Origin of the sequence: Stenotrophomonas acidaminiphila, from assembly GCA_002951995.1 — a bacterium.
Lineage (GTDB): Bacteria > Pseudomonadota > Gammaproteobacteria > Xanthomonadales > Xanthomonadaceae > Stenotrophomonas > Stenotrophomonas acidaminiphila_A.
In genome coordinates this window covers 1,377,073-1,395,976 of record CP019797.1, presented here as the reverse complement: position 1 = coordinate 1,395,976, position 18,904 = coordinate 1,377,073, and the positions used below count along the sequence as shown (strand labels likewise).

Sequence of the window (18,904 nt, the reverse complement as noted above, 5' to 3'; positions counted from 1 at the left end):
GCCACGCCGTCGATCCGGCGCTGGCGCTGGCGCGGTCAGCGGCCGCGCAGCGCGCGCACCACCGGTTCGACCTGCGCCGGCCGGGCAAGCGCCTGCCCCACCCGCTCCAGCGCGTCGGCCAATGCCTCGGCATCGTCGTCGCGCAGGTTGGCATGGCCCACCTTGCGGCCTTCGCGCGGCTGCTTACCGTAGTCGTGCCAGTGGCCGGCGGGCTCGGCGAGCACGGCACGCGCATCCGGCATCCGGCCGAGCCAGTTGAGCATGCAGGCGTGGCCCAGCACCCGGGTGTCGCCCAGCGGCAGGCCCAGCACCGCGCGCAGATGGTTCTCGAACTGGGAAGTTTCCGCGCCGTCACTGGTCCAGTGGCCGGAGTTGTGCACGCGCGGTGCCATCTCGTTGGCCAGCAGCTCGTCGCCGCGGCAGAACAGTTCGAGCGCGAACACGCCGACGTAGTCGAGCCGCTCGGCCACCCGGCGCGCATAGCCGATGGCCGCTTCGTGCTGGGCCGCGCCCGCGGGGGCCGGCGCCAGGCTCGCCGACAGCACGCCATCGACGTGCCAGTTGCCGGTCAGCGGCCAGGCGCGGAACTCGCCATCGCGGCCACGCACGGCCACCACGCTGACCTCGCGGTCGAAGGCCACGAAGCCCTCCAGGATCAGGCCGGTCGCGTCCACCTGGGCGCCCAGCGCCTGCCAGGCGGCATCGATGTCGGCCTCGCCGCGGATGCGGAACTGGCCCTTGCCGTCGTACCCGAGCCGGCGCGTCTTGAGGATGCAGGGCATGCCGAACTCGGCGGCCTTCGCCGCCAGCTCGTCGCGGCTGCGGATATCGGCGAACGGCGGCAGCGGAATGCCCAGCTCCTGGAACAGGGATTTCTCGCTGAGCCGGTCCTGCGCCACCGCCAGCGCGGCGGGGTTGGGAAACACCGGCCTGCGCTCGGCCAGCCAGCGCGCGCTTGCGGCCGGCACGTTCTCGAAATCGAAGGTAACCACGTCCACCCGTGCGGCGAACTCGGCCAGCGCGGCGGTGTCGTCGAACGCCCCGACCTGCAGCGGCGCCAGCTGCCCGGCGCAGGCGTCGGCGGCGGGATCGAACACCACGAAGCGCAGGCCGAGCGGCGCACCGGCCAGGACCATCATGCGGGCCAGCTGCCCGCCGCCGAGGATGCCGACCGTGGTCATTGGCGCGGGTCGTCGGCGGCCATCACGTCGGCGGTCTGGCGCGCGCGGAACGCCTCCAGCGCCTGGCCGATGGCCGGTTGCGCCGGCGCCAGCATCGCCGCCGCGAACAGCGCCGCGTTCGACGCGCCGGCATTGCCGATGGCGAATGTCGCCACCGGGATCCCGGCCGGCATCTGCACGATCGACAGCAGCGAATCCATGCCGTTCAGCGCCTTGGACTGCACCGGAACGCCCAGCACCGGCACCGCGGTCTTGGCCGCGATCATGCCCGGCAGGTGGGCGGCGCCGCCGGCGCCGGCGATGATCGCGCGCAGCCCGCGCGGGCCGGCCTGTTCGGCATAGGTGAACAGCACGTCCGGCGTGCGGTGCGCTGAAACCACCTTCACTTCATAGGGCACGCCCAGCGCGTCGAGCTTCTGGGCCGCGTGCTGCATGGTTTCCCAGTCGGAACGGGAACCCATCACGATGCCGACGAGCGGCGCGGAGGAATTGGGGGTCATTGGCCGTCACCTGCTGCAAAGACGTATTCTAGCCATCTTCCACGCAAGACCACGACCCGATGGACCGCAAACTGCTCGACCTGCTCGTCTCGCCCGACACCCGCCAGCCGCTGGCCCTGCTGGACAGTGCCGGACTGGAAGCGCTGAACCGCGCCATCGCCGCCGGCGGCGTCACCCGCGCCGACGGCAGCGCGCAGGCAGAACCGCTGCGCGAGGCGCTGGTCACCCGCGACCGCAGGCAGGTGTTCCGGGTCGAGGATGGCATCCCGGTGCTGCTGCCCGAGGAGGCCATCGCCACCGCGCAGATCGACGGTTTCCCGGGCAAGTGATGCTGCCGCAGCCGCCGGCCGCTCCGCCGCAGGAGCAGATCGACGCCGACGTCGCCCGCGCCCTGGCTGAGGACATCGGCAGCGGCGACGTCACCGCCGCGCTGCTGCCCGATACCGCCGACTGCGCCTACCTGCTGTGCAAGCAGGACGCGGTGATCGCCGGCCGCCCCTGGTTCGACGCCACCCACCGCGCGCTCGATCCGCAGGTCAGGATCGACTGGCGGGTGCGGGAGGGCGAGCAGGTCGCTGCCGGCACCGTACTGGCCACGCTGCAGGGCCGCAGCCGCGCCCTGGTCAGCGCCGAGCGCACGTCGCTGAATTTCATGCAGACGCTGTCGGCCACCGCCACCACCACCGCGCGCCATGTCGCGGCCGTGGCCGGCACCGGGACGCGCATCCTCGACACCCGCAAGACCCTGCCCGGCCTGCGCCTGGCGCAGAAGTACGCGGTGCGCTGCGGCGGCGGCGACAACCACCGCATCGGCCTGTTCGACATGGTGATGCTGAAGGAGAACCACATCCGCGCCGCCGGCTCGTTGACCGCCGCGGTACGCGCCGCGCGCGCGCAGCAACCGGCCCTGCCGCTGGTGGTCGAGGTGGAGGACCTGGCGCAGCTGGAAGAGGCGCTGGCCGTCGGTTGCGACCGCATCCTGATCGACGACTTCAGCCCGGCCATGCGCCGCGATGCGGTACGCATCGCCGCCAGCCAAGCGCCCGCGAAGCGCATTCCACTGGAGGTTTCCGGCAGCGTCGGCCTGGACGGGCTGCGCGCGATCGCCGAGGACGGGGTCGACTATGTTTCCATCGGCGGACTGACCAAGCATGTGCAGGCGATCGACCTGTCGCTGAAGCTGGGCCCACCGCCGCGCTGATTTCACGGCACCGCCACGCTCGGCTCTGCGAGGCTCGCAGGCATGCCCGAAGGAAACCCGCCGTGGCCCACCGCTTCCTGCTCTGCTGTGCGCTGTCATTGCCCGCCCTGCCAGCTGCGGCGGTGGAAGTCTGTGACATCCCGCCGCGCTACGGCGTGGGCGAAACCGCCAAGGCGGTCATCCGCGCCGCGTGCGGCGAGCACCGACTCTGGTACCGCCCTTTCATCGACCGCGACGGGCGCATCGCCAGCCTCGCCATCACCGAGGCCGAGAGCGGCAGCCTGGCCGACGATGGCATGGTCGCATGGCAGCGGGTGGCCGGCTACTGGCGCGAGAGCGGCACGCTGTCGCCGATGGCCGCCCTGCCCGGCGCCCGCAGTTGCATGGCACTGCCCGGCGAGCGCACCACCGATAACGATTGCCGTGCGTTCCTGGTCGACAATCCCTGGTCGGCCGCGTTCGTTTCCTGGGTAATGACGCGTGCCGGCGTGCCGGGCTTCGCCCGTTCGCCCCGGCATATCGACTACATCCGTGCCGCCCGCCGCGGTGGCACTGCCGCCCGGCCCTACCGGCTCACCGATCCGATGCAGGAAAAACCCGCGCCCGGCGACCTGCTGTGCTTCCTGCGCGAGCGCAGCAGGCCGCTCAGCTACGCGGGCCTGGCGCAGGCCCTGGACGGCGGCGGCGCCGACCGCTGGAAGTCGCACTGCGAAGTGGTCGTGGCCGCCAATGCCGGCGGCGACCACACCCTGTACCTGGTAGGCGGCAACGTCGCCAACGCGGTGGTGATGCGCAAGCTGCCGCTGGACCGGACCGGGCGCCTGCTCATGCCGGCGCCGGCCGACCCGCAGCCGTTGACGCTGGAGCCCGCGTGCTCGCCCGGCCGCGAGGAGGAGTGCGACTTCAACCGCCAGGACTGGGCGGCACTGCTGAAGCTGGTGGAAGCGTCCGCGCCGACGTCGGTGGACGCGGCGGCCAGCGAGCGCTGAACAGCCCGGCGCACGCCCGGCCCCGCGCCGCGATCGTCGCGTGGCACACGCCACCCATCGCATCGGGCGTGGTTCCGCTTTTGCGCGCGGCCGCCTAAAGTGGCGCCATGCCTACCTTGTTGATCCTGATGATCCTCGGCGCCATCGGCTATGCCTTCTGGGATGCGTCCCGGGCCGCAGCCGAACGCGCGACCGAACTGGGCCGCAACGCCTGCCAGGCCGCGGACGTGCAGTGGCTGGACCAGAGCGTGCATGCCACCGGGCTGCGGCTGTGCCGGCTGCCCAGCGGCTGGCTGGGCTTCGAGCGCAGTTTCCGCTTCGACTATTCCTACGATGGCGTCGAGCGCCATAGCGGGCGCATGGTGCTGCGCGGCAGGCAGCTGGTGTCCTTCGTCGGCCCGGCCAGCGCCCGGGTCAGCATGCTGCAGCCGCGCGACGAGGCGGAGGACATCTGACGCCGGCACGCGGCGCGATCCGCACTGCCATGCAAACGAAACCGCCGCCTGGCGGCGGCGGTGGGTTCATTTCACGACCCGCAGGAACGGGCGCTTGCCCGAGGGCTGCGGCGGATCCGGTGGCGTGGGCGGCGAGGTGTCGTCGTCGTGCGGTTCCGGCCCATCATTGCCCGGAATGTCATCGGGCAAAGCCATGCCCTGCCCGGTTTCGCGCGCATACACCGCCAGCACCGCGGCGATCGGCACGTTCACCGGGAAGCTGACGCCGGAAAAACGCGCGGTGAAACTCACCGCATCGTTGTCGATGTGCAGCCGCATCACCGCGCGCTCGGCGATGTTCAGCACGACCCGCTCGTCCTTTACGGCGCTGGCCGGCACCTGCACGCCGGGCACGCCGGCGTCGACCATGATGTGCGGGGTCATGCCGTTGTCGTTGATCCACTCCACCAGCGCCCGCAACAGGTAGGGGCGATGGCTGCTCATGCGGAAAGATTCTTCACTCATGGGGCAAGTGTACGCGGCATCGGGTGCCGTCACCGCCCTGCGGCGGTGATCGATAAGTCTGCATACAGCAGATGCGTCAGGCCGGCAGGTCGCGCAGCTTCTTTTCCTGTTCGGTGAGGCTGCGGATGAAACCCGGGTTGCGGAAGATGCGGTTGCCGTAGTCCTCGATGGCCTTGCCGTCCTTGGGCAGCGCGATGCCCAGTGCCTCGAGCCGCCAGATGATCGGCGCCATCGCGCAGTCGGCAAGGCTCATTTCCGGATTGAGGAAGAACTTGGATGCCTTGAACAACGGCACCGACTGCGCCACCAGCTCCTTCAGCCGCTTGCGGGCGGCTTCGGTCTGGCTCTTGTTGCCCAGCTGGATCGCCTGCACCTGGGGCACCCAGTCGTGCTCGATGCGCAACATCGCCAGGCGCAGGCGCGCCCGCGACAACGGGTCCACCGGCATCAGCGGTGGATGCGGGTAGCGCTCGTCCAGGTACTCGCTGACCACCGAGGCCGCATAGAGCACCAGCTCGCGCTCGACCAGGGTCGGCACCGAATGGTAGGGATTGAGGTCGATGAGATCTTCCGGCGGATTCTGTGGATCGACCGGGACCAGATCGTAGGTGACGCCCTTCGCGGCCAGTACCAGCCGCACCCGATGGCACAGGACATCGTCATTGGCCGAGAACAACGTCAGGGTATTTCGCATGCGCACACTCGCCGCCATCAAGGGCTCTCCAAGGGCCGGCATCCGCCAGCCTTACGGCGCCGCGGGCCCAGCGCCCGCGGTCGCCACCTTCCCTGAGTGTGCAGTCAGCCGGTGCCGATGCCAAGTGCCGGGGAACCTGCCCCCGCACCGGTCCGGGACCCACCCTCACGTCAATGCACGTCGGTCCAGTACTCGTTCTTGAGCAGGTAAGCCAGGAAGGAGAGCAGCGCCAGGAACAGCACCACCCACACGCCCAGGCTCTGGCGCTTGAGTGCGGCCGGCTCGCCCGCGTACTCCAGGAAATTGGTGATGTCGCGCACGGTCTGGTCGTACTCCTGCGGCGTCACCTTGCCCGGACTGGTCACCACCAGCCGCTCCGGGTGCCGCTCGCCGGCCGCGTCGGGCTCGCCGAACTCGGCATGCTGCAGGCCCTGCAGCTCCCACAGCGGATTGGGCATGGAGGCGTTCGGGAACAGCTTGTTGTTCCAGCCCAGCGGCCGCGACTCGTCCAGGTAGAACGACTTGAGATAGGTGTAGACCCAGTCGCTCTGGCGCACGCGCGCGATCAGGCTCAGGTCCGGCGGCATCTTGCCGAACCACTTCTCGCCCTGCGCCTTGGTCATGGCCACATGGATCTGCTCACCGAACTTGGCACCGGTGAAGTTCAGGTTGTCCATGACCTGCTGCTCGGTCAGGCCAAGGTCCGACGCCATGCGCGAGTAACGCAGGTATTTCAGCGAATGGCAGCCCGAGCAGTAGTTCATGTAGGCCTGCGCACCACGCTGCAGCGATGCCTGGTCGGACAGGTCGTTGCCGGCCTGCTGCAGCGCGCCTTCGGTGGCGGCGAAGGTGGTGGCCGAGAACAGGAGCGCGGCAGCGGCCGATGCCAGCAAGGCAATCCATTTCTTAGTCATGCGTCGTCACCCGCTCCGGCACCAGCTTGGTCTTGTCCAGCTTGGTCCACACTGGCATGGTCAGGAAGAAGAGGAAGTAATACGCGGTCAGGAAACGGCCGATGATGGTCTCCACCGGGTCGGTACCCGGGCCCGCACCGATCTTGCCCAGCCACACGAAGCTGATGGCGAAGCCGAACAGCAGCAGCTTGGACAGCAGGCCGCGGTAGCGGTAGGACTTGACCTTGGCGCGGTCCAGCCACGGCACCAGGAACAGGATCGCGATGGCACCGAACATCACCAGCACGCCGCTGAGCTTGTGCGGGATCACCCGCAGCATCGCGTAGTACGGCGTGTAGTACCACACCGGCTTGATGTGCGCCGGGGTCACCAGGCTGTTGGCCTCGGTGAAGTTGTCGTGCTCGAGGAACCAGCCGCCAAACGCCGGGGCGAAGAAGATGATGAAGGCGGCGATGACCATCATCGCGAACACGTAGAAGGTGTCCTTCACCGTGTAATACGGATGGAACGGCACGCCATCGGCCGGCGCGGTCGGCGACCAGCGGTTGCCCTTCGGGCCCTTCTTGATCTCCACGCCGTCGGGGTTGTTGGAGCCCACCTCGTGCAGCGCCCCCAGGTGCAGCACCACCAGCAACAGCAGCACCAGCGGCACCGCGATCACGTGCAGGGCGAAGAAGCGGTTCAAGGTGGCGTCGGACGGCAGGTAGTCGCCCATGATCCACTCGGTCAGGCCGTTGCCGATCACCGGGATCGCGCCGAACAGCGAGATGATGACCTTCGCGCCCCAGAACGACATCTGGCCCCACGGCAGCACGTAGCCCATGAAGGCTTCGGCCATCAGCGCCAGGTAGATCAGCATGCCCAGGATCCAGACCAGCTCGCGCGGCTTCTTGTAGGAGCCGTACATCAGCCCGCGGAACATGTGCAGGTAGACGACGATGAAGAACAGCGAGGCGCCGGTGCTGTGCATGTAGCGGATCAGCCAGCCCCACTCCACGTCGCGCATGATGTACTCGACCGAGGCGAAGGCTTCCGCCGCGCTGGTCTTGTAATGCATGGTGAGGAAGATGCCGGTGACGATCTGGTTGACCAGCACCACCATCGACAGCACGCCGAAGATGTACCAGATGTTGAAGTTCTTCGGCGCGTAGTACTCGGACATGTGCTTCCGGTACATCGGCATCAGCGCGGGGGCGCGGTCGTTGACCCAGCCCATCACGCCATTGGCGGCGCGGACGAGGATGTTGTCAGCCATGATTACGCCGCCCCCTTCGGATCGACGCCGATGACGATGGTGTTGTCGTCGGCGTAGTGATGTGGTGGCACGACCAGGTTGGTCGGCGCCGGCACGCCCTGGAACACGCGTCCGGCCATGTCGAAGCGCGACTTGTGGCACGGGCAGAAGTAGCCACCCTTCCATTCCGGGTCATACGGCTCGGGCTTGATCTCGGCGGCCATTTCCGGCGAGCAGCCCAGGTGGGTGCACAGGCCGACCAGCACCGAGATTTCCGGCTTGATCGAGCGCAGCTCCGGGTTGGCCTTGCGCACATAATCCGGCTGCTGGTCCGCATTCTCGGACTTGGGGTCGCGCAGGCGGCCATCGAGCGTCGGCAACGCCTCGAGCACCGCTTTGGAGCGCTTGACGATCCAGATCGGCTGGCCTCGCCACTCTAGGACCAGGCGCTGCCCCTCCTGCAACGCGCTGATGTCGGCATTCACCGGTGCGCCGGCCAGCTGGGCCTTGGCACTGGGATTCCATGACTTGATGAAAGGAACTGCTGCGAAACCTGCCCCGACTGCGCCGACCACGGCGGTGGTCGCGGTCAGGAAGCGCCGGCGTCCGGCATTGACTGGATCATTTACCCCATCGTTGGCCATCCGGCCCTCCGATATTGATTAGGTGGCTTGCGGCTGCCTGCGACCGGTGGAACCGGACCGCTCAGAATCGAATCTCCCCGAGTTTAGCTGAACGCTCAGCGGCCGCACAACGCGATGAAACACGAGTCCATGACTTTTGTCACGCGCTCCTGGAATAAAAAAGAACAGCATTCATTGGCGCGAACCCAGCTCGCCACGGTAGCGGTCGGCCAACTGCGCCACGCGCTTTACGTAATACTGGGTTTCGTTGTAGGGCGGTACGCCCCCGTGCCGGTCCACCGCGCCCTCGCCGGCGTTGTAACCGGCCGCGGCCAGCGTCAGGTCGCCGTTGAAGCGGCGCAGCAGCCACGACAGGTAGCGCACGCCGCCGCGGATGTTCTGGCTGGCGTCGTAGGCATCGCTCACGCCGAAGCGGCGCGCGGTGGCCGGCATCAGCTGCATCAGCCCCTGCGCGCCGGCGCGGCTCAAGGCAGTGGGATTGAACGCCGACTCGGCATGGATCACCGCGCGCACCACCGCCTCCTCGACCCCGAACTCGCGCGCCGCGGCGGCGATTTCGGCGCGATAGGCCTGGGTGTTGAGCCGCACCGTGCCGAAGTTGACGCCAGGGTTGGCGCCGCAGGCATAGCAGCGCTCGATGTAGCTGTAGCGGATGGTGCGTACTTCGCCCAGGCTGGCGACCTGCGCCGGACGGGCGCTGGTGTAGTGGCGCACGCCGTCCTTCATGTAGGTATAGACCTGCCCGCTGACCACCCGCTGCGCGCGGCTGACGGGCGCCGGCGCTGGCGCCGGTGTGGCGGGCGCTGCGCTGGCGGTCACCGTGGTGGGCGCGGGGCGGTCCGCGGTGGTGGCGCCCCCGGCACTGGCCGCGGGCGCGGCGGCCGGTGGCCGGCTGGCCGGCCGGGCCGACGGCCGGTAGCTGCCGACCACGCTGCAGCTGGCTCCGCGGATGCGCTTGCTGACGTAGTTGGAGACGCCATCGGCACCGAGGCACTTGTACAGGGTACCGGCACTGGCCGGCATAGCCGTCAGCGCGGCGATCAATACCCCAGCAATCCCCAGTCCGGTCTTCATTGCGGGCGGAAGTGTCCCAGTTTCGCGCCCGGAATGCCAACTGCCGGCCGCCGCCGGTACGCCCGGTACCGGCAACCCCGGTACAATCGCCCCCCGCCGCGGCGCCAGCGCCGCCTGCCCGCCCACCCGTCTGGAATAAGCGCCATGCCCGGGACGCCCGCCTCCCCCTGCCGAACATGGCGGTTTCCGCCGTGTCTTCCGTCGACATGAACACCCCGAATTGATCCCCCTGCCCGGTGCCCGCGGCGCGGCCGCCGGCACGCCGGCGCGCGGCAAGCTCTACATCAAGACCCACGGTTGCCAGATGAACGAGTACGACTCGGCCAAGATGGCCGACGTGCTGGCGCAGGCCGAGGGCCTGGAGCTGACCGACAACCCCGAGGAGGCGGACGTGGTGCTGGTCAATACCTGCTCCATCCGCGAGAAGGCGCAGGAGAAGGTATTCAGCCAGCTCGGGCGCTGGAAGGAACTCAAGGCCGGCGGTCGTGACGTGATCATCGGCGTCGGTGGCTGCGTGGCGTCGCAGGAGGGCGAGGCCATCGTCAAGCGCGCGCCGTACGTGGACCTGGTGTTCGGCCCGCAGACCCTGCACCGGCTACCGGAGCTGATCCGTGCCCGCCGCGAGCAGAACCGCCCGCAAGTCGACATCAGCTTCCCCGAGATCGAAAAGTTCGACCGCCTGCCCGAGCCACGCGCCGAAGGCCCTTCGGCGTTCGTGTCGATCATGGAAGGCTGTTCCAAGTACTGCTCGTTCTGCGTGGTGCCCTATACCCGCGGCACCGAGGTCAGCCGCCCGTTCGAGGACGTGGTGGTGGAGTGCGCGCAGCTGGCCGCGCAGGGCGTGCGCGAGATCAACCTGCTCGGCCAGAACGTCAATGCCTATCGCGGGCCTTACGGCGATGGCCCGAGTTCGAGCCTTGGCTCGGACGGAGAAACCCAGTTCGCCGACCTCGGCCTGCTGATCCGCACCATCGCCGAGATCGACGGCATCGGCCGCATCCGCTTCACCACCTCGCACCCGCTGGAGTTCAGCGACTCGCTGGTGGACGCCTACCGCGACGTGCCCAAGCTGGCCAATTACCTGCACCTGCCGGTACAGGCCGGCAGCGACCGCGTGCTCAGCGCCATGAAGCGCGGTTACACCGCGCTCGAGTTCAAGGCCAAGATCCGCAAGCTGCGCGCGGTACGCCCGGACATCTCGATCAGTTCGGATTTCATCGTCGGCTTTCCGGGCGAGACCGAGGCCGACTTCGAGAAGACCATGAAGCTGATCGAGGACGTGGGCTTCGACCAGAGCTTCTCCTTCATCTACTCGCGCCGCCCCGGCACCCCGGCCGCCGACCTGGAGGACACCACCCCGAGGCGGAGAAGCACGCGCGCCTGTCGCGCCTGCAGGCGCACATCAACGCATATGCCGCCGGCATCTCCAGGAACATGGTAGGCAGCGTGCAGACCGTGCTGGTGGAGGGCACCTCGCGCAAGGACGACAACGAGCTGACCGGCAAGACCGAGAACATGCGCTCGGTCAATTTCCCGGGCCCGAAGCGGCTGATCGGCCAGTTCGTGGACGTGGTCATCACCGAGGCGCTGACCAACTCGCTGCGCGGACGCATCGTCACCCCGGACTGAGCCGTAGCCGGCTGCCCCCCGGGCTGCCGGTGCGCGCGGCCGCTGGCCAGTTCCTGGCCAGCCCGTGCGCCGCCTTGTGCGGCAACGGCCGCCACGGCTTATCCACATGTTCGCCCGGGCCTCATCCACATCCGCTGTGGACAACCCCGCGCCACGTGGACAGATTTTCACCACCACCGGCAACCGCTTGCCACGCAAGGCGCGCGCGCAGCTATCCACAGGTTCGTCGCGCGCGCATCCACACCCACGGTGGACAACCGCGCCGCATGCTCAGTCCAGCCGCTTGCGGAAGCGCAGGATCGCGCCTGCCATCATCACCGCACTGAAGACCAGCAGCGCCAGCGCATCGGGCCACAGCTCCCACAGGCTGGCGCCACGCAGCATCACCCCGCGCACCAGGCGCAGGAAATGGGTCAGCGGCAGCAGCTCCGCCAGCCATTGCACCGGACGCGGCATGCCCGCGAACGGGAACATGAAGCCGGACAGCAGGATCGACGGCAGGAACAGGAAGAAGGTCATCTGCATCGCCTGGAACTGCGACTGCGCGCGGGTCGATATCAGCAGCCCCAGCGCCAGGTTGGCGACGATCAGCAGGCTGGCGGCGATGAACACATGCCACAGGCTGCCCCCCATGGGCACGTGGAAGCACCACGCGCCCAGTGCCAGCACCATGCTGGTCTGCACCAGCCCGACCACCACGTAGGGAACGACCTTGCCGACCATCAGCTCGGCGCTGGTCAGCGGCGTGGCGATCAGCAGTTCCATGTTGCCGCGTTCGCGTTCGCGCACGATCGCCACCGCGGTGAACAGCACCATGGTCATGGTCAGGATCACCCCCACCAGCCCCGGTACGATGTTGGTCGCCGAACTGCGCTGCGGGTTGTAGAAGGCGACCACGCTGACCGGGGTCGGCGCCAGCGGGTCGAACGCCATGCCGTCCAGCGGCATCCGCGCCAGCTGCGCGGCCGCACTCTGCACCGCGTTGTCACTGCCGTCGACCAGGATCTGCAGCGCTTCGCGGCCTTCGGCGCGGCGGCGCTCGTAGTCGGGCGGGATGACGATGCCGATGCTGATCTCGCCGCGGCGCATCGCGTCCACCAGTTGCCGCGGCGTCGCCACCTCCAGCGCCGGCGCCACCACGCCGCTGGCCACGATGTCACGCGCCAGCATCCGCGAGGCCGAGGTGCGGGCCTGGTCGGCGATACCCGCGGACAGATCGCGCAGGTTGGTGTTGATGGCGTAGCCGAACAGCAGCAGCTGCATCACCGGGATGCCGATGATCATCGCCAGGGTGATGCGGTCGCGCCGCATCTGCCGCAGCTCCTTGCGCATCACCCCCAGCAGGCGGCGCAGCTTCATGCCTCGTCCCGGGCGGCAGCCGGCCGCTGGCGGGTCGCGGCGACGAACACGTCTTCCAGGCTGGCGGGCTGGGGGTGCATGCGCGCGGCGATGCCCGCCGCCTGCAGCGCTTCGGCCAGTGGCGCCGGCGCGGCACCGGGATCCAGCAGCACGCGCAGGCGGTTGCCGATCTGCGCCACGCTGGCCACGCCGGCGCAGGCCGCCAGCACCCGCGCGGCCTGCCGCGGCGGATCGGCGTCGACCACGAGCGTGCGCCCGGCCAGCCGCGCGGTGAGCTCGGCCGGGGTGCCGTCGGCCACCAGCACGCCACGGTCGAGGATGGCGATGCGGTGGCAGCGCTCGGCCTCGTCCATGTAATGGGTGGAGACCAGCAGGGTGGTGCCGGCATCGGCCAGTTCGAACAGCTTTTCCCAGAAATCGCGGCGCGATTCGGGGTCCACCGCGCTGGTGGGCTCGTCCAGGAACAGCAGTTCCGGCTGGTGGATGACCGCCGCGGCCAGCGCCAGGCGCTGCTTCTGGCCACCGCTCAGGGTGCCGGCCAGCTGCTTCTGCCGGTCCTGGAAACGGTATTGCTCGACCAGCGTGTCGATGCGCCGCCGCGCCTGCGCTCCCGGCAGGTCGTGCACGGCCGCCATGAACTCCAGGTTCTCGCGCACGCCCAGGTCGTCGAACAGCGAGAACTTCTGCGTCATGTAGCCGATGCGGCTGCGCAGCGCCTCGGCCTGCGCGGGAATGCGCAGGCCCAGCACCTCGATCTCGCCGGCGCTGGGCGTGAGCAGGCCGCACAGCATGCGGATGGTGGTGGACTTGCCCGAACCGTTCGGCCCCAGGAAGCCGTACACCTGGCGGCGCGGCACGTCCAGGTCGATGCCGTCCACCGCCCGCAGCGCGCCGAAGCGCCGGCTCAGGCCGCGCGCGCGGATCGCGACGCCGGCGCCGTCCATCAGCGCGCGCCCACCGCGGCGTCGGCCAGCACCCGTACCGGGGCCCCCACCGGCAGCGCCGCCGCGTCGCTGCCCAGGCTGATCTCGGCCAGGTAACTCAGGCGCTCGGCGTCCTGCCCGGTCAGCGCGAAGTACGGGGTGAACACCGGGTCGCTGCGGATCATGCGCACCCGGCCGGCGAACACCGGACCGGCCGGCTGCAGCTGCACCCGCAGCGGATCGCCCACCTGCAGCCGGTTGCGCAGCGCCTGCGGCAGGTAGACGCGCGCGTAGGGCGCCTCCCCCACCAGCAGCACCGCCAGCGGCGCGCCCACCGCCGGCTGGTCGCCGAGCTTGTAGGGAAGGCTGTCGACGCGACCGGCACGCGGGGCCACCAGGGTCAGCTTGTCCAGCAGCAGCGATTGCGTCGCGGCCGCGGCCCGGGCTGCCGCCAGCGCGGCCTCGCCCTGCGCCAGTTGCTCGCTGCGGCTGCCGTGCAGGCGTTCGTCCAGCGCCGCCGCGGCCTGCCGCACCTGCGCCTGTGCGCTGCGCGCGGCGGCCAGCGCGCGATCCAGCTCCGCCGGCGCCACCAACTGGCGCTGCGCCAGGGGCCGCAGTCGCGCAAGGTACGCCTGCGCTTGGCGCGCCTGCGCCTGCGCGGCGGCCAGCGCCGCGCGGGCCTGGTCGATATCTTCGCTGCGCGGGCCATGGCGCAGTTCCAGCAGTGCGGCGTCGCTCTGCTGCACCCGCGCCTGCAGCGCATCCAGCTGCGCCCGGGTCTGCGCCGGTTCCAGCTGCAGCAGCGGCGCCCCGGCGGCGACCCGTTGGCCTTCGCGCACATCCAGGCGCACGATGCGCTCGGACACCGGCGCCGGCACCGTCACCCGGTCCCATTCCAGCGTGCCCAGCGCCTGCGGCGCCTGCTGCGAACAGCCCGCCAGCGCCAGCACCAACACCCATGCCACGGGGTTGCCCCGGTCATTCATGCCCCGGCTCCAGAACGCGCGTCAACACCGCCATCGCATGCCGCTGCACTGCATCGGCCCCCAGCTCCCCGGCGCCGAACAGCTGCTGCCAGATCGGCGCACTGGCCAGCGGGAACATCGTCAGCCCCACCATCGACACCACCAGCAGCCGCGGATCCAGCGCCGGGGCGAGCCGCCCGGCCTGTTGCGCTGCGCTCAACCGCTGCATCAGCAGGCGCGGCAGCAACGGCCCGGCCTGCTCCAGCATCATCCCGCGCAGGGCACCACCTTCGCAGAGGATTTCCCTTACCCACAGCGTCGGCAACCACGGATTGGCCGCCACCGCGCGGGTGATGCCAGCGACGAAGGCGGCCACTATCGCCGCCACGTCGTCGCCCGCCCCGCCCACCCCGGCATGGACCTCGGCCATCACCGGCCACAGCCGTTCGGCCACCACCGCCTGGCGCAGTTGCAGCTTGTCGCCGAAGTAATAGTGGAGCAGCGCTGGCGTCACGCCGGCGCGACGGGCGATGTCGCGCAGCGAGGTGGCGCCGATGCCCTGGGCGACGAAGCAGGCCAGCGCCGCGTCCAGCAGCCGTTCGCGCAGGTCGACGGCATCGGCGCCGGGCCGCCGCCCCGGTGCGCGCCTGCGCGGCGGGCGCGCCTGCGCGGCGGGCTTGGCGGTAGTGGCGGGTGTCGTGGACCGGGAACGTTTCATCGCCACATTTAATTCAACGAACAATTAAATTTCAATGATGATCCGGTGCAGTCCTCCCGGTCGGTCGTCTTCGCGCCATGCCCCAACCACCGGAAGCCCGCCACCGCCCCGGACAGCGCGCGGACCGGAAGTGAGAAGATGCCCACCCTCGCCCCGGCGGCATTGATACCGGGCGCGCCGGCACCATTTCTGGACCCATGACTGCGACCATCCACCACGATTTCACCCTCGACCCGGCCGACAACGAGCGGCTGGCCAACCTCGCCGGCCCGTTCGACGAGAACCTGCGCCAGATCGAGCTGCGCCTGGGCGTGCAGATCGCCAACCGCGGCAACGTGTTCCGCGTCAGCGGCCCGGGCAAGGCCGCCGGCGAAGCCGAGCGCCTGCTCAAGGCGCTCTACGACGAGGCCGCCGGCACCACCCTGGACAGCCACGCCATCCATCTGCTGCTGAGCCGCGCCAATGTCGAACAGGTGGCCGAGCGCGCCTACGAGGCGCAGGACGTGGCGATCAAGGTCAAGCGCGGCACCGTGCGCGGCCGCGGCCAGAACCAGTCGCGCTACCTGCACCAGATCGCCACCCACGACATCAACTTCGGCATCGGCCCGGCCGGCACCGGCAAGACCTTCCTGGCGGTGGCCATGGCGGTGGAGGCGCTGAACGAATCGCGCGTGCAGCGGCTGATCCTGGTGCGCCCGGCGGTGGAGGCCGGCGAGAAGCTGGGCTTCCTGCCCGGCGACCTCACCCAGAAGGTCGACCCCTACCTGCGCCCGCTGTACGACGCGCTGTACGAGATGCTGGGCGTGGAGAAGGTCGCCAAGCTGCTGGAGAAGAACGTCATCGAGATCGCGCCGCTGGCGTACATGCGCGGGCGCACGCTCAACGACGCCTTCGTGATCCTGGACGAAGCCCAGAACACCACCATCGAGCAGATGAAGATGTTCCTGACCCGGCTGGGCTTCGGCTCGACCGCGGTGGTCACCGGCGACCTCACCCAGACCGACCTGCCCAAGCACGTCAAATCCGGGCTGCGCGACGCCATCGAGGTGCTGCGCGACGTCGAGGGCGTGAGCTTCACCTTCTTCGAATCGCGCGACGTGGTCCGCCACCCGCTGGTGGCGCGCATCGTCAGCGCCTACGACCGCCGCGACCTGCAGCGGGTCAACCCCGCGGCCGGGTAACGGCCAGCACGCCCGGCACCGACCCGCACGGGAGGTGCCATGGCCCTTCCGCGTGCGTTGTCACCGGGGGCTGTTGGCCGTTGCCACCGGCATTCCGGCGGCCGCCGCCACCGGAATGCCGCGATGCGTGCGCCTGCCTGCAAACCGGCTGCGACGGTCGCGCCCGGGCGGGCCGGCGATTTCGAGCGCGAAGAAAGCCGCTTCAACCCGCAGCGGGAACATGCGCGCGCGGGATTCCGCCATGCGCTGCAGGATCACCCGCAGGTCCGCGTCGACATGCAGGTCGATCCAGCCCGATGCCGCAGGCCGCCGCGGGCGGGGGCGGCATGGCAAGCCTTCCGCCGGCAGCTGCGGCTGGCAGGCGCGCCAGACACCTGCATGCAGTTGCGCGAACTGCGCCAGGGCACGTTTCCGCTGACCCCGCCGGAGACGGGCAACACGCCACCCGCCCACGGCATCGACCCGGCGGTGCTCACGGCCAAGGCCGAGGCCGGGCAACCCGCTGGGCACAAACCGCAGCTGGGCATGCGCCTGCCGCCGCCGGACTGGCTGCCGGATTCAAACGGCTACCGGCTGTACAAGCAGTTCAATTGATTCACGCTGCGCGCCTCGGCCGCGCAGGCGCGTATTCGGCCGGGTGAATCCAACGTGCTGGCCGACCCGGCCGTGCGCGTGCGGGCCCCGGCGCCGCTGGTCGCCAACGTCGCCGGCCGCGCCGACGACACCCTGCATGACTCCACCGTGGCGGCGCCGGAAGCGCCACACCGGGGCACCGGATCACCGCGCTGCCGGAGAAGCCGGCATCGTCGACCGGTGCGCCAGCGCCGCGAGCGTGGGCTTCGCCCTCGACGCGGCCCCGTGGAAGTCGCGGTGAAACGGCATGCGCGCGATACTGTGCGTCTCCGCACTGCCTGATCGCTGGAACTGCCATGACCAAGGGCCCCGTCCGTCTCGATGTCGCCGTCAGCTACGCCCTGCCCCGCGCCGGGTTGCCGGCCGCGGTGAGTTTCCGGCGCTGGGTCGCCGCGGCACTGGAGGGGCGGATCCGCGAGGCCGACCTGGCGATCCGCCTGGTCGATGCCCGCGAAGGCCGCTCGCTGAACCGCCATTACCGCGGCAAGGATTACGCCACCAACGTGCTCAGTTTCCCGGCCGAGATTCCCGAAGGACTGCCCAAGGGCGTCAAGTTCCCGCTGCTTGGCGACCTGGTGATCTGCGCGCCGGTGGTGGCGCGCGAAGCCGGTGAGCAGCGCAAGGCGCTCAACGCGCACTACGCGCACCTGACCGTGCACGGCGTACTGCACCTGCTCGGCTGGGACCACGAGGACGACAAGGAAGCCGAGGCGATGGAACAGCTCGAGCGCGAGATCCTGGCCGAGCTGGGCATCGCCGACCCCTACGCCGGCGAGCGCTGACCGCCACCCCCCGGGTTGAAACCGGCGGCGATCCATCATTCAATCGCGCCAGCCACCGCCACGGAGTCATTCAGGATGAACGACCACACGCAGGCCCCGCTTCCATCCGCTCCACGCCATCGCATCGGGCAGGTCGTGCGCATGCTGTCCGCCACGGTGTTCCTGGTGTCGTTCGCGGCCACCTGTTATCTGTCGCTGCTTGCGCCTGTCTTCGGTCCGCGCACGATTCCCGACACATGGGCGCTGGCCGTGGTGGTAGTGGCGCTGTTGACGGCGCCGCTGGGCTGGCGAGCGATCGCCCGCCTGTTCGTCGGGCGCCCGGTGGCAACGCTGCGGTTCTTCCGTGCATCGCCGCTGACGCTGGGCCTGGCGTTCGCGCTGGCGGCGGCGTACTTCGCCCTGGCTCCGCGGCTCGATGCGGCCCAGGCGGCATTCACCCTTCCCATCAACACGGCGCTGGTCCTGCGGGCGATCGGCGCGGCGGCAACACTGCTGGCGCTGTGCACGCTGCTGGCGGTTCCGCTGATCCTGCTGGGGCGCCTGCTGGGTTGGGGCGGCGGCTGGCTGTGGCGGCGGATGAGCGCGCACTGATAACGTGGGGGCCCCTGCGACCACCCTGCCCCTCGTGCCCACGATCCGCCCGCTGCCACTGCTGCTCGCCGCCGCGCTGCCGGCCACCGCATCGGCCGACCCGGCCATCGACCTGCCCGCCCTGATCGAGTGCCGCCAGAGCGTGAGCGAGTTCGTCGCGCTGGCGCCGATCGCCGCCGATCCGCTCAAGGCGGTGGCCCTGGGCTGGCGGCCGCTGCCGCAGGGCAACCTGTTCATGAACGAGTACATGCTGAACACGCCGGTGACCGTGTTCGGGCATACGTCCGACCATATCGCCATGGCCGGCTCCAGCATCATGGCGATCCTCGACCTCGCCGATCCGCGGCCGCTGGCCACGGCGCTGGAGCTGGAAACCGGCTATGACGCCGACGGCAAGTTCATGGCCGGCCGCGAACTGGTCAGCCGCGACGTGAACGACGCCAGCACCGGCGAGGCGCTGATCGAGTCGGTGATCCTGAGCGTGTCCAACGTCAAATCGCACCCTGGGAAGACCCTGGCCGGCTGCACCTACAGCCTGGATCTGCCGGCCGAGAACGAGCTGCCGCCCCCCGCCGCGGGCGCCAAGGCGGACACGCCGCCGGGCTGAGCGGGCGCGCGCGGACATCCTGCTAGACTTTCCGCACCGCCCGGTCCGCCGGGTGCCCTGAACGAAGAGATGTCCGAAGACGACAGTAGTACCCCCCGGAGCTGGGCGAAAAGAAACGCGGCTGGC

The 18,904-nt window shown here is 69.7% G+C and carries 21 protein-coding genes and 1 pseudogene; 10 read left to right on the top strand and 12 right to left on the bottom strand.

The features are described 5' to 3' along the window. Positions 1-35: 35 nt before the first annotated feature. Together B1L07_06140 and B1L07_06135 are read right to left on the bottom strand one after the other, a co-directional pair. Complete coding sequence (locus tag B1L07_06140; GenBank protein AUZ54747.1) at positions 36-1,181, bottom strand: 5-(carboxyamino)imidazole ribonucleotide synthase; 1,146 nt, start codon at positions 1,179-1,181, stop codon at positions 36-38. Then, the gene (locus B1L07_06135; GenBank protein AUZ54746.1) at positions 1,178-1,681 is read right to left on the bottom strand and encodes a 5-(carboxyamino)imidazole ribonucleotide mutase; all 504 of its coding nucleotides are present in this window, start codon (positions 1,679-1,681) and stop codon (positions 1,178-1,180) included. Before B1L07_06135 ends, B1L07_06140 begins: the two co-directional genes overlap by 4 nt. A 59-nt stretch (positions 1,682-1,740) precedes the next feature. Here B1L07_06135 and B1L07_06130 point away from each other — a divergent pair, with 59 nt between their 5' ends. The 4 genes from B1L07_06130 to B1L07_06115 all read left to right on the top strand — a co-directional run bounded on the left by B1L07_06130 (position 1,741) and on the right by B1L07_06115 (position 4,326). Then, a complete protein-coding gene (locus B1L07_06130; GenBank protein AUZ54745.1) occupies positions 1,741-2,010 on the top strand; it encodes a hypothetical protein in 270 nt (89 codons plus the stop codon). Further along, entirely contained in the window at positions 2,010-2,882 is an 873-nt protein-coding gene (locus tag B1L07_06125; GenBank protein ID AUZ54744.1) for a nicotinate-nucleotide diphosphorylase (carboxylating), read from the top strand. Before B1L07_06130 ends, B1L07_06125 begins: the two co-directional genes overlap by 1 nt. Positions 2,883-3,004: 122 nt before the next feature. Further along, positions 3,005-3,871 carry a hypothetical protein gene (locus B1L07_06120; protein AUZ54743.1) on the top strand — a complete coding sequence of 289 codons (867 nt, stop codon included), beginning with the start codon at positions 3,005-3,007 and terminating at the stop codon, positions 3,869-3,871. A gap of 107 nt (positions 3,872-3,978) precedes the next feature. After that, the gene (locus B1L07_06115) at positions 3,979-4,326 is read left to right on the top strand and encodes a hypothetical protein (GenBank protein ID AUZ54742.1); all 348 of its coding nucleotides are present in this window, start codon (positions 3,979-3,981) and stop codon (positions 4,324-4,326) included. 66 nt (positions 4,327-4,392) lie between these two features. Here B1L07_06115 and B1L07_06110 read toward each other — a convergent pair whose 3' ends face one another. The 6 genes from B1L07_06110 to B1L07_06085 form a co-directional block, all read right to left on the bottom strand. Continuing rightward, entirely contained in the window at positions 4,393-4,830 is a 438-nt protein-coding gene (locus B1L07_06110; protein ID AUZ54741.1) for a ClpXP protease specificity-enhancing factor, read from the bottom strand. Positions 4,831-4,906: 76 nt separating this feature from the next. Then, positions 4,907-5,542, bottom strand: coding sequence for a stringent starvation protein A (locus B1L07_06105; GenBank protein AUZ54740.1), 636 nt, complete (start codon positions 5,540-5,542; stop codon positions 4,907-4,909). A 152-nt stretch (positions 5,543-5,694) separates the two neighbouring features. Continuing rightward, positions 5,695-6,438, bottom strand: a complete 744-nt coding sequence (locus B1L07_06100; protein ID AUZ54739.1) for a cytochrome c1 — start codon at positions 6,436-6,438, stop codon at positions 5,695-5,697. Then, on the bottom strand, positions 6,431-7,693 hold the full coding sequence (locus B1L07_06095; GenBank protein ID AUZ54738.1) for a cytochrome b: 1,263 nt from the start codon (positions 7,691-7,693) through the stop codon (positions 6,431-6,433). Before B1L07_06095 ends, B1L07_06100 begins: the two co-directional genes overlap by 8 nt. 2 nt (positions 7,694-7,695) lie before the next feature. Beyond that, entirely contained in the window at positions 7,696-8,316 is a 621-nt protein-coding gene (locus tag B1L07_06090; GenBank protein ID AUZ54737.1) for a ubiquinol-cytochrome c reductase iron-sulfur subunit, read from the bottom strand. 171 nt (positions 8,317-8,487) lie between these two features. Beyond that, a complete protein-coding gene (locus tag B1L07_06085; GenBank protein ID AUZ54736.1) occupies positions 8,488-9,390 on the bottom strand; it encodes a transglycosylase in 903 nt (300 codons plus the stop codon). Positions 9,391-9,610: 220 nt separating this feature from the next. Here B1L07_06085 and B1L07_06080 point away from each other — a divergent pair. Further along, a pseudogene (locus B1L07_06080) lies at positions 9,611-11,019 on the top strand (tRNA (N6-isopentenyl adenosine(37)-C2)-methylthiotransferase MiaB). 270 nt (positions 11,020-11,289) lie between these two features. Here the strand turns inward: B1L07_06080 and B1L07_06075 are convergent. The 4 genes from B1L07_06075 to B1L07_06060 are packed head-to-tail and all read right to left on the bottom strand — an operon-like array spanning position 11,290 to position 14,984. Then, entirely contained in the window at positions 11,290-12,378 is a 1,089-nt protein-coding gene (locus B1L07_06075) for an ABC transporter (GenBank protein ID AUZ54735.1), read from the bottom strand. Beyond that, on the bottom strand, positions 12,375-13,301 hold the full coding sequence (locus tag B1L07_06070; protein AUZ56486.1) for an ABC transporter ATP-binding protein: 927 nt from the start codon (positions 13,299-13,301) through the stop codon (positions 12,375-12,377). Before B1L07_06070 ends, B1L07_06075 begins: the two co-directional genes overlap by 4 nt. A gap of 20 nt (positions 13,302-13,321) precedes the next feature. Then, positions 13,322-14,287 (bottom strand): hemolysin secretion protein D, encoded by a 966-nt coding sequence (locus B1L07_06065; GenBank protein ID AUZ54734.1) that lies wholly within the window; start codon positions 14,285-14,287, stop codon positions 13,322-13,324. After that, on the bottom strand, positions 14,280-14,984 hold the full coding sequence (locus tag B1L07_06060) for a TetR family transcriptional regulator (GenBank protein AUZ54733.1): 705 nt from the start codon (positions 14,982-14,984) through the stop codon (positions 14,280-14,282). The genes B1L07_06065 and B1L07_06060 overlap by 8 nt, the downstream gene beginning before the upstream one ends. Before the next feature lie 197 nt (positions 14,985-15,181). Here B1L07_06060 and B1L07_06055 point away from each other — a divergent pair, with 197 nt between their 5' ends. The 5 genes from B1L07_06055 to B1L07_06035 all read left to right on the top strand — a co-directional run bounded on the left by B1L07_06055 (position 15,182) and on the right by B1L07_06035 (position 18,778). Then, complete coding sequence (locus B1L07_06055; GenBank protein ID AUZ54732.1) at positions 15,182-16,165, top strand: phosphate starvation-inducible protein PhoH; 984 nt, start codon at positions 15,182-15,184, stop codon at positions 16,163-16,165. Between the two features lie 123 nt (positions 16,166-16,288). Continuing rightward, positions 16,289-16,759 carry a hypothetical protein gene (locus B1L07_06050; GenBank protein ID AUZ54731.1) on the top strand — a complete coding sequence of 157 codons (471 nt, stop codon included), beginning with the start codon at positions 16,289-16,291 and terminating at the stop codon, positions 16,757-16,759. Positions 16,760-17,094: 335 nt separating this feature from the next. Further along, complete coding sequence (locus B1L07_06045; GenBank protein ID AUZ54730.1) at positions 17,095-17,580, top strand: rRNA maturation RNase YbeY; 486 nt, start codon at positions 17,095-17,097, stop codon at positions 17,578-17,580. Between the two features lie 75 nt (positions 17,581-17,655). Continuing rightward, the gene (locus B1L07_06040) at positions 17,656-18,171 is read left to right on the top strand and encodes a hypothetical protein (GenBank protein AUZ54729.1); all 516 of its coding nucleotides are present in this window, start codon (positions 17,656-17,658) and stop codon (positions 18,169-18,171) included. A gap of 34 nt (positions 18,172-18,205) precedes the next feature. After that, the gene (locus tag B1L07_06035) at positions 18,206-18,778 is read left to right on the top strand and encodes a hypothetical protein (GenBank protein AUZ54728.1); all 573 of its coding nucleotides are present in this window, start codon (positions 18,206-18,208) and stop codon (positions 18,776-18,778) included. Positions 18,779-18,904: the final 126 nt, after the last annotated feature.

Excerpts from the sequence above, each read along its gene's own strand:
- B1L07_06140 (AUZ54747.1), bottom strand. The coding sequence starts at position 1,181 with ATGACCACGGTCGGCATCCTCGGCGGCGGGCAGCTGGCCCGCATGATG.
- B1L07_06135 (AUZ54746.1), bottom strand. The coding sequence starts at position 1,681 with ATGACCCCCAATTCCTCCGCGCCGCTCGTCGGCATCGTGATGGGTTCC.
- B1L07_06130 (AUZ54745.1), top strand. The coding sequence starts at position 1,741 with ATGGACCGCAAACTGCTCGACCTGCTCGTCTCGCCCGACACCCGCCAG.
- B1L07_06125 (AUZ54744.1), top strand. The coding sequence starts at position 2,010 with ATGCTGCCGCAGCCGCCGGCCGCTCCGCCGCAGGAGCAGATCGACGCC.
- B1L07_06115 (AUZ54742.1), top strand. The coding sequence starts at position 3,979 with ATGCCTACCTTGTTGATCCTGATGATCCTCGGCGCCATCGGCTATGCC.
- B1L07_06110 (AUZ54741.1), bottom strand. The coding sequence starts at position 4,830 with ATGAGTGAAGAATCTTTCCGCATGAGCAGCCATCGCCCCTACCTGTTG.
- B1L07_06105 (AUZ54740.1), bottom strand. The coding sequence starts at position 5,542 with ATGGCGGCGAGTGTGCGCATGCGAAATACCCTGACGTTGTTCTCGGCC.
- B1L07_06100 (AUZ54739.1), bottom strand. The coding sequence starts at position 6,438 with ATGACTAAGAAATGGATTGCCTTGCTGGCATCGGCCGCTGCCGCGCTC.
- B1L07_06095 (AUZ54738.1), bottom strand. The coding sequence starts at position 7,693 with ATGGCTGACAACATCCTCGTCCGCGCCGCCAATGGCGTGATGGGCTGG.
- B1L07_06090 (AUZ54737.1), bottom strand. The coding sequence starts at position 8,316 with ATGGCCAACGATGGGGTAAATGATCCAGTCAATGCCGGACGCCGGCGC.
- B1L07_06085 (AUZ54736.1), bottom strand. The coding sequence starts at position 9,390 with ATGAAGACCGGACTGGGGATTGCTGGGGTATTGATCGCCGCGCTGACG.
- B1L07_06075 (AUZ54735.1), bottom strand. The coding sequence starts at position 12,378 with ATGAAGCTGCGCCGCCTGCTGGGGGTGATGCGCAAGGAGCTGCGGCAG.
- B1L07_06065 (AUZ54734.1), bottom strand. The coding sequence starts at position 14,287 with ATGAATGACCGGGGCAACCCCGTGGCATGGGTGTTGGTGCTGGCGCTG.
- B1L07_06060 (AUZ54733.1), bottom strand. The coding sequence starts at position 14,984 with ATGAAACGTTCCCGGTCCACGACACCCGCCACTACCGCCAAGCCCGCC.
- B1L07_06055 (AUZ54732.1), top strand. The coding sequence starts at position 15,182 with ATGACTGCGACCATCCACCACGATTTCACCCTCGACCCGGCCGACAAC.
- B1L07_06050 (AUZ54731.1), top strand. The coding sequence starts at position 16,289 with ATGCGTGCGCCTGCCTGCAAACCGGCTGCGACGGTCGCGCCCGGGCGG.
- B1L07_06045 (AUZ54730.1), top strand. The coding sequence starts at position 17,095 with ATGACCAAGGGCCCCGTCCGTCTCGATGTCGCCGTCAGCTACGCCCTG.
- B1L07_06040 (AUZ54729.1), top strand. The coding sequence starts at position 17,656 with ATGAACGACCACACGCAGGCCCCGCTTCCATCCGCTCCACGCCATCGC.